Genomic DNA, 8850 nt, shown 5'->3' with positions numbered 1-8850 from the left:
TTGGCCAAACAAACAGGTTGGCACCCTTGAGTGAAACCTTGGAATCTCCGGCAAGTCAAACAAACTTGACGTTAAATTACCGTGGGTTTTGTCAAGCGGAATCAAGCACCGGGTGCGCCACGAATTGACAGGCTGTCAAAAACTGGTGGGGCGGGGTGTGCAGGGTTTTGTGTCAACGGGGCAGTGATCTGACTTGCTGGAGCAGGGGCGAGTCTGAGCGGGATTTTTTCATGCGTTGTGCAAAACCCCGTCTTCCACGTTCAGCGCTCCGCTGCGCTCAAGTTCAGCCAGCATCATCTGCAGCCAGGTGTTCAAGCTCAGGCCGTTGCCGTAGCGCTGGTGCAATTGCTTCAAGTAGGGCACTTGGGCCGCCCATCGGTCAAATTCTGTTTGAGAGATCTGGCCCCATTCGAGCAGTTTGAACTTGAGCAGCACTTTGGCACCATAACGGGCGTGGCGCTCCGGGTTTTGGGCAAAGCCTTCGAGTTTGCTGCGGGCCAGGGCCAGCGCGGGGGCCACTTCGGTGAACACGGCGCCGTGGCCCGGGATGATGGTGGCGGGGTCGAGCCGCTCGATCAGGTCCAGGGTTTGGGCCACTTCGTCAAAAGCAGCAACGCCTTCCAGCTCCGGAAACACCACGCCAAAACCGTTTTGCCACAAAGCATCGGCCGACATCAGCAAGCGGTGTTCGGGGGCGAACAAGATGACCGAGTGCGGGTCGTGCCCGGGGGCCGCGTGCACTTGCCAGTCCATGTCGGCCCAGCGGTGGGTGTGGCCCGGTTGCAGCAAGCCGGTAAAAGCAAAGGCGGGGCAGTTTTGCCCTGTGGGTTGGTAACTCAGCTCCTCTTCGCGCCAATGCTGCACGGCTTGCGACAAGCCCGGCGGTATCCAGGTTTTCAGGGCCGGGTACTGCGCTTGCAGGGCGCGGTTGCCGCCGCAGTGGTCGCTGTGCAGGTGGGTGTTGGCCAGCTGGTCCAGCGTGCGGCCTTGCAGGGCGTGCTGGACCAGCGCCAGGGTTTGGGCCTGGTGCGCGACGTAGCCGCTGTCGACCAAGGTGGCGCTGTGCTCGTCCTGCATCAACACGTTGTTGGCCGACAACCAGCCGCGCTCGAACACCTGCACGCCAGGTGGCAGGGCGCTTGGTGGGGTCATTTGGCGCTGCGCAGGTCACGGCGCAGGATTTTGCCCACGTTGGATTTGGGCAGCTCGTCGCGGAACTCGATGTATTTGGGGCGCTTGTAGCCGGTGAGCTGGTCTTGGCAAAAACGCGACACGGCTTCTTCGGTCAGCATCGGGTCGTTGCGCACCACAAACACTTTGATGGTTTCGCCTTGCATGCTGTCGGGGATGCCCACGGCCGCGCATTCGACCACGCCGGGGCAGGTCGAGATGACATTTTCCAGCTCGCTGGGGAAGACGTTGAAGCCGCTGACGATGATCATGTCTTTTTTGCGGTCGACGATGCGGGTGAAGCCTTGCGCGTCCATGATGCCGATGTCGCCGGTGCGCATGAAGCCGTCAGCGGTGAAAGTTTTGGCGTTTTCTTCGGGCTGGTTGAAGTAACCGGTCATGACGTTGGGGCCGCGAATGCAAATTTCGCCCGAGCTGCCCAGTGGCAGACTTTGGCCCTCGTCGTCTTTGATGGCGATGTCGATGCCCGGCAGCGGCAGGCCGATGTTGCCGCTGAAGGTTTTTTGCGTGACCGGGTTGTTGGTGCCAATCGCGCAGGTCTCGCTCATGCCCCAGCCCTCGATCATGGCGCTGCCCGTGGCCGATTGCCAGTGGCGGGCCGTACCTTCTGAGGCGGCCATGCCGCCCGCTTGGGTCAGTTTGAGCGAGGAAAAATCGATGGTCTTGAACATCGGGTGCTGCATCAGCGCATTGAACAGCGTGTTCACCCCGGGCAGCACATGAAAGGGACGCTGCTTGAGCACCTCGATGAACTTGGCAAAGTCACGGGGGTTGGGCACCAGCGTGATGAAGGAGCCTTGTCGCATGGCCAGCAGGCACAGGGTCAGCGCAAAAATATGGTACAGCGGCAGCGCGGCCACGTTGTTCACTTGGCGCAAATCGGGGATGTCAGCCAAGGCCGGCGAGAACCAGCCTTCGGCCTGCAAGATGGCTGCCACCACGTTGCGGTGGGTGAGCACTGCGCCTTTGGACAAGCCTGTGGTGCCGCCTGTGTATTGCAAAAATGCGGTGTCGTCCATGGTCTGCGCTGTGGGGCGCAAGTTCAGGCCCCGGCCCTGGGCGATGGCTTTATTGAACGGGGTGACGGTGCGCCCGCCACTCAAGGGCAATTCGAACGTGGGGACCATCTTGGCCAGGTGCCGCACGGCAAAGCTCAACCAGCGACCGTTGATGGGGCCCAGCAAATCGCCGATCGACGCCAGCACCACATGCTGCACATCGGTGCGCTCAATCACGTCCTGCAAGGTGGCGGCGAAATTTTCCAGAATCACGATGGCCGTGGCCCCAGAGTCTTTGAGTTGGTGCTCCAGCTCGCGCGCTGTGTAAAGGGGGTTGACGTTCACGCAGGTGTAGCCCGCCCGCAAAATGGCGGCCATGGTCACGGCAAACTGGGGCAAATTGGGCAGCATGATGGCCACCCGGCTGCCGGGCTCCAAGCCCTTGTTTTGCAGCCAAGCCCCCATGGCGGTGGACAACTCGTCGAGCTGTTTGTAGCTCATCCAGCGGTTCATGCAGACCGAAAACGGGCTGTTGCCATGCTCTCGGAATGAGCGCTCGAGCAACTCGGTCAGGCTTTTGTATTGGGCGGTGTCGATGTCGTGGGGCACACCCGGCGGGTAATTCTTGAGCCAAATACGTTCCATGCGCTTTTCTCCTGTAGGCCTGCATTGTCACCAGCTCTCGCCGGGGCAGACACAGGGCAATTCCTGAGAGGAGGTCTTGGAGGTCTCACAGGCGACAAAACCCGCGTGAGCCGGGGCCAGGCAAAAGGGCGCACAATAGGGTTAACCCTAGGTTCAATCATGAGCACCCCCTCTGACTCGCGTACTAAAAAACTCACTTCCATGCTTCAACAGCTGTGGCGAAGTGTGTTCGGCGCAGCCGATGCGGTGCCGTTGGCTTTGGCAGGAGTGGCCAGAAAGAGTGCCAGCTGGGTGCCTATCCGCACGCTGTCGCCGCGTCACAAACCGCGCATGGCCAGGCAATTGCGGGCCCTGCCCGCCGCAGACCGCTACCTGCGCTTTGGCTATGCCGCCACCGACGAGCAAATTGAGCGTTATGTGCAGGGCCTGAATTTTGAGCGGGATGAGATTTTCGGGGTCTTCAACCGCCGTTTGGAACTGGTGGCCATGGCGCACCTGGCCTATTCGGTCGACCCGAAATGGGCCACTTGCGCCGAGTTTGGTGTTTCGGTGTCGCCGCACCAGCGGGGCAAAGGCCTGGGGGCCAAGCTGTTTGCGCATGCGGTGATGCACGCCCGCAACCAGGGGGTGAACCTCTTGTTTATCCATGCGCTGAGCGAGAACGTGGCCATGCTCAAGATCGCGCGCCATGCCGGTGCCGTGGTGCAGCGCGATGGCAGCGAAAGCGAGGCTTACCTGTCCATGCCGCAAGCCACCCTGGACAGCCAGCTCAACGGGTTGATGCAAGAGCAAATGGCCGAGTTGGACTACCAGCTCAAAATGCAGGCCCACCAGTTTCGCCAGTGGCTGGACACGGTGCAAAAGATCCGCCAAGGTGTGCGCGATGCTCGCCACAGTGCGCGTGGGCCTTGAGTGGGCCATGAGTGGACCGTTCGTCATCCAAATCCGCTATCCTTACAGTCTGTTCACTACAGCATGTCCTGCAAGCCTAGACCGTGTCTGACCCTCACCCCGCGCGCCACGCCGAGCGCGAAGACAAGCGGAGTTTTTTGCAAAAACTCTCGGAGTTCATCCACCCTGGACCCGACTCGACCGACGAACTGATCGAGACCCTGGCCGAGGCCGAGGACAACCAGATCATCAACACCGAGAGCCGTTTGATGCTCGAGGGCGTGATCCGCATGGCCGACATGACCGCAAGCGATGTGATGCTGGCGGCCCCGCGCATGGACTTGCTCAACATCGAAGACACCGTGGACGAGTTGCTGCACCAGGTGATCGACACCGGGCATTCGCGCTTTCCGGTTTATGAGGGTGAGCGCGACAACATCATCGGCATCCTGTTGGCCAAAGACCTGCTCAAGCTGCAGCGTGCGCCCGAGTTGAACATCCGCGCCCTGTTGCGCCCAGCGGTGTTTGTGCCCGAGAGCAAGGGCCTGAACGATCTGCTGCGGCAGTTTCGTGACAACCGCAACCACCTGGCCATCGTGATCGACGAGTACGGCCGCACGGCTGGGCTCATCACCATCGAGGATGTGTTGGAGCAAATTGTGGGCGAGATCGAGGACGAGTTCGACATCGCTGAAGATGCAGGTGATATTTTTGGTTTGCCCGACCGCAGTTTCAGGGTCAGTGGTGACACCGCCATCGAGCGTGTGGACGAGGCTTTTGGCGTGGATTTGAGGCAGGCGCGGCAGGCCGAGGACGAGCACGATTTCGACACCCTGGGCGGGCTGATCGCCCACGAGATGGGCCATGTGCCGCACCGGGGCGAAAGCTTCGAGCTGGCGGGCCTGCGCTTTGTGGTCTTGCACACCCGCGCTGGCGCGGTGCGCTGGTTCAAGGTGTCGCCCCTGCCTGTTGGAGGCACCGACCAACCCGGCAGCGCGGACAACACGCCTGCACCCGGGTCCGTTGCATGAGTGACTTAAGGCCACGCGGACTGGGTAGTCAGACCGTCTGGCCTGCATTGGCTGGGGCCGCGCAGGCCGCGTCCATCGCCTGGCCGAGCAATGGCCAGGCCCTGGGTTGGTTGCAGGTTTTGAGTTTGACGCTGTTGGCCGCCGGCTTGGCGCGCATGGCGCGGTTCGCTCTCTCGCCTTTCAATCGGGGTCGAGAGGCCCACTCCCTCAAGCACGCCGCCTGGTTCGGTGGCGTGTTTGCCACGGCCTGGTTGGCGGGGAGTTTTTGGTGGTTGTATGTGTCCATGCACCAAGTGGGGGGCTTGCCCGCGCCTTTGGCCGTGTTGGCCGTGCTGGCGCTGGCGGCGGCGCTGGCGCTGTATTACGCCGCTGCGTCGGCGGTCTGGGTCAGCTTGGCGCGAGGACTGGTGGCCGAGCGGCCCGGTTTGGCCAGTGCCTTGTTCGCGGCGGTGTGGACTTTGGCCGAACTCATGCGCGGGCGCTGGCTCACGGGTTTTCCTTGGGGGGCCGGTGGCTATGCGCATGTGGACAGCAGCTTGGCCGCCTTCGCGCCTTGGGTCGGTGTGTACGGCATGGGGGCTGTGGCCGCCTGGCTGGCGATGCGTCTGGCGTTGACGGGCTGGCGCCTGGGGGCGCTCAAGCCCCTGCTGGGTGTGGGGCTCTCGGCATGGGCTTTGCAGGCTTTCGGACCTGTGTTCACCAGCTCTGCAGGTCTGGGGCAGGTGCAGTTGCTGCAGGCCAATATTTCGCAGACCGACAAGTTCCAGGCGGCCAGTGGCGTGCGCGATGCGCTGCAGTGGTACGACGCGCAGTTGCGTGCCAGCCAGCAGCCCCTGGTGGTGGCCCCTGAGACCGCTATTCCCTTGCTGCCACGCCATTTGCCAGAAGGGTACTGGTCCGGCTTGCAGGCGCATTTTGCGCAGCCAGGTCGTCCCGTGGCCTTGGTGGGCCTGCCCTTGGGCAGCCTGAACGAGGGCTACACCAATTCGGTGGTGGCATTGGGGCCGCAGGGCGCTGCGCCCTACCGTTACGACAAATCGCACTTGGTGCCCTTTGGCGAGTTCATGCCGCCGGGTTTTGTCTGGTTCATCCGCATGATGAACATTCCTTTGGGCGATTTCAAATCGGGTGGATGGGACCAGCCATCACTGGCCTGGCAGGGCCAGCGCTTGGCTCCCAACGTTTGTTACGAAGACCTGTTTGGCGAAGAGCTGGCCATCCGCTTCAAGGACCCGGCCACCGCGCCCACGGCCTTGGTGAATGTGAGCAACATCGCCTGGTTTGGCGACACCCTGGCGGTGGACCAGCATCTGAACATCTCGCGCCTGCGGGCCATCGAGTTGGGCCGCCCCATGCTGCGTGCCACCAACACCGGGGCCACCGCCATCATCGACCACACTGGCCGCGTGACCGACCAGTTGCCACCCTTTACCCGGGGCAGCCTGACGGGCACTTTTGATGGGCGTCATGGCCTCACGCCCTTTGCCCGCTGGGCAAGCGCCTGGGGTTTGGCGCCGCTGTGGGCGCTGTGCTGTGCGGTGGTGGCTTGGGCTTTTTGGAAGCGGCAAAGGCCGTAAAATCAAGGGTTCGCGCAAAGCTTGCGCCCATCCAACTCAGGCCAGCTCGCTGCTGGCTCCGCTTCGGCCATGTTGACCTTCCAGCAGATCATTCTCAAATTGCAGCAGTACTGGGACGCCCAGGGCTGCGCTTTGCTTCAGCCCTACGACATGGAAGTCGGCGCGGGCACCAGCCACACCGCCACGTTCTTGCGGGCCATCGGCCCCGAGCCCTGGAAAGCCGCCTACGTGCAGCCCAGCCGCCGTCCCAAGGACGGCCGCTACGGCGAAAACCCCAACCGCCTGCAGCATTACTACCAATACCAAGTGGTCTTGAAGCCTGCGCCCAGCAACATCTTGGAGTTGTATTTGGGCAGCTTGGAAGCGCTGGGCTTTGACCTCAAGAAAAACGACATCCGCTTCGTTGAAGACGATTGGGAAAACCCGACGCTCGGCGCCTGGGGCTTGGGCTGGGAAGTTTGGCTCAACGGCATGGAAGTCACGCAATTCACCTACTTCCAGCAAGTCGGCGGCATTGACTGCAAGCCGATCACCGGCGAGATCACCTACGGCCTGGAGCGCTTGGCCATGTACCTGCAGGGCGTGGACAACGTCTACAACCTGAAGTGGACCGACACCCTGAGTTATGGCGACGTGTATTTGCAAAACGAGCAAGAGCAGTCGGCGTACAACTTTGAGCACTCGGACGCTGACTTCTTGTTCACCGCTTTCAGTGCGCACGAAAAACAAGCCCAGAACCTGATCGTTCAGCAGCTCGCGCTGCCCGCCTACGAGCAAGTGCTCAAGGCCGCGCACACCTTCAACTTGCTGGACGCGCGTGGCGCGATCAGCGTGACCGAGCGCGCCGCCTACATCGGCCGCATCCGCAACTTGGCCCGCAGCGTGGCGCAGAGTTATTACGAGAGCCGCGAACGTCTGGAATTCCCGATGGCCCCGCGTGAATGGGTTGCCCAAATGCCCAAGAAAGCCGCGTGAGGAGCACGACATGACGACACAAAATTTGCTGGTGGAATTGTTTGTGGAAGAGCTGCCGCCGAAGGCGTTGAAGAAACTAGGCGATGCCTTTGCTATTGAAATTTGGCTTCGACTTGCTGATCAGGACTTGGTCGATAAAACTAAAACCATCACATACGGCGAAGATTACATTGCATTTGCATCGCCTCGTCGTTTGGCTGTTTGGGTTAAGGATGTTCAATCGCAAGCCCCCGACAAGGCTGTGCAGCAAAAGCTGATGCCCGTGGCCGTGGGCCTGGATGCGGCTGGCAACGCCACGCCCGCGCTGCTGAAAAAACTGCAAGCGATGGGGGCCGACCTGAGCGACCCGGCGGCGGCCGTGGCCGCCCTCAAGCGTGCGCCCGATGGCAAAGCCGAAGCCCTGTTTTACGACAGCATCGTTAAAGGCGCTTCGCTGCAAGCAGGCCTTCAAAAAGCGCTGGAAGAAGCGTTGGCCAAGTTGCCGATTCCCAAAGTCATGCAGTACCAGCTTGAGGCTGACTGCGAGTTGCCGGGCTGGAGCAGTGTGAACTTTGTGCGCCCCGCGCACAGCCTGATCGCGCTGCACGGCAGCACGGTGGTGCCGGTCAAGGCGTTGGGCCTCACGGCCGGCAACAGCACACAAGGCCACCGCTTTGAGGCCAAGGTCTCGCCCTTGGTCTTGCAACACGCCGACCAGTACGCCGAGGCTTTGAAACGCGACGGCTCGGTCATCGCCAGTTTTGCCGAGCGCCGCGCCGAAATCGTGCGCCAGTTGCAAGCCGCTGCGGCCAAAGTCGGTGGCGGTTGCCAGCCGATTGAGGACGAAGCCCTGCTCGACGAAGTGACCGCCCTGGTCGAGCGCCCGAATGTGCTGACCTGTCAGTTCGAGACCGAGTTCCTGGGTGTGCCGCAAGAGTGCCTGATCCTCACGATGAAGGCCAACCAGAAATATTTCCCGTTGATCGATGCCTCGGGCAAGCTGACGAACCGGTTTTTGGTGGTGAGCAACATCACACCCGACGACGCTTCTTTGGTGATCGGCGGAAACGAGCGCGTGGTGCGCCCACGCTTGGCCGATGCCAAGTTCTTCTTTGACCAAGACCGCAAAAAGACACTCGAATCGCGCGTTGAGGGCCTGTCCAAGGTGGTCTACCACAACAAGCTGGGCACGCAAGGTGAGCGCATGGCGCGTGTCTGCGCGATTGCCAAGGCGATTGGCCAGCAAGTGGGCGGTGATCTGCTGGCCAAACAAGCCGAGCAGGCCGCACGTTTGGCCAAGACCGATTTGCTGACCGACATGGTGGGCGAGTTCCCCGAGCTGCAGGGCATCATGGGCGGCTACTACGCTCGACACGATGGCCTTTCCACCGAAGTGGCCGAGGCCATTGAAGACCATTACAAGCCGCGTTTTGCGGGCGACGAGTTGCCGCGCAACCACGTGGGCCTGGTCGTGGCGCTGGCCGACAAACTCGAAACCCTGGTCGGCATGTTCGGTATTGGCAACGTGCCCACGGGCGACAAAGACCCGTTTGCGCTGCGTCG

At 61.6% G+C, this 8850-nt stretch carries 7 protein-coding genes; 5 read left to right on the top strand and 2 right to left on the bottom strand.

Features of this window, described 5'->3' with window-relative positions:
• Window positions 1-228: 228 nt before the first annotated feature.
• Both ACIQ47_RS13130 and ACIQ47_RS13125 read right to left on the bottom strand, forming a co-directional pair.
• Window positions 229-1152 carry an MBL fold metallo-hydrolase gene (locus tag ACIQ47_RS13130; RefSeq protein ID WP_396438545.1) on the bottom strand — a complete coding sequence of 308 codons (924 nt, stop codon included), beginning with the start codon at window positions 1150-1152 and terminating at the stop codon, window positions 229-231.
• Window positions 1149-2834 (bottom strand): AMP-binding protein, encoded by a 1686-nt coding sequence (locus tag ACIQ47_RS13125; protein ID WP_396438544.1) that lies wholly within the window; start codon window positions 2832-2834, stop codon window positions 1149-1151. Before ACIQ47_RS13125 ends, ACIQ47_RS13130 begins: the two co-directional genes overlap by 4 nt.
• A gap of 159 nt (window positions 2835-2993) precedes the next feature.
• Between ACIQ47_RS13125 and ACIQ47_RS13120 the strand changes: the two genes are divergently transcribed.
• The 5 genes from ACIQ47_RS13120 to glyS form a co-directional block, all read left to right on the top strand.
• Window positions 2994-3746, top strand: a complete 753-nt coding sequence (locus tag ACIQ47_RS13120; RefSeq protein WP_396438543.1) for a GNAT family N-acetyltransferase — start codon at window positions 2994-2996, stop codon at window positions 3744-3746.
• An 83-nt stretch (window positions 3747-3829) separates the two neighbouring features.
• A complete protein-coding gene (locus tag ACIQ47_RS13115) occupies window positions 3830-4756 on the top strand; it encodes an HlyC/CorC family transporter (protein WP_396438542.1) in 927 nt (308 codons plus the stop codon).
• On the top strand, window positions 4753-6333 hold the full coding sequence (gene lnt, locus ACIQ47_RS13110; protein ID WP_396438541.1) for an apolipoprotein N-acyltransferase: 1581 nt from the start codon (window positions 4753-4755) through the stop codon (window positions 6331-6333). Before ACIQ47_RS13115 ends, lnt begins: the two co-directional genes overlap by 4 nt.
• 69 nt (window positions 6334-6402) lie before the next feature.
• A complete protein-coding gene (gene glyQ, locus ACIQ47_RS13105) occupies window positions 6403-7308 on the top strand; it encodes a glycine--tRNA ligase subunit alpha (protein WP_396438546.1) in 906 nt (301 codons plus the stop codon).
• Window positions 7309-7318: 10 nt separating this feature from the next.
• On the top strand, window positions 7319-8850 hold a 1532-nt coding region (gene glyS / locus ACIQ47_RS13100), incomplete at its 3' end, for a glycine--tRNA ligase subunit beta (protein WP_396438540.1).

Origin of the sequence: Limnohabitans sp. (assembly GCF_044373035.1) — a bacterium.
Taxonomy (GTDB): Bacteria; Pseudomonadota; Gammaproteobacteria; order Burkholderiales; family Burkholderiaceae_C; genus Limnohabitans_A.
This window is presented reverse-complemented; position numbering and strand designations above follow the sequence as displayed.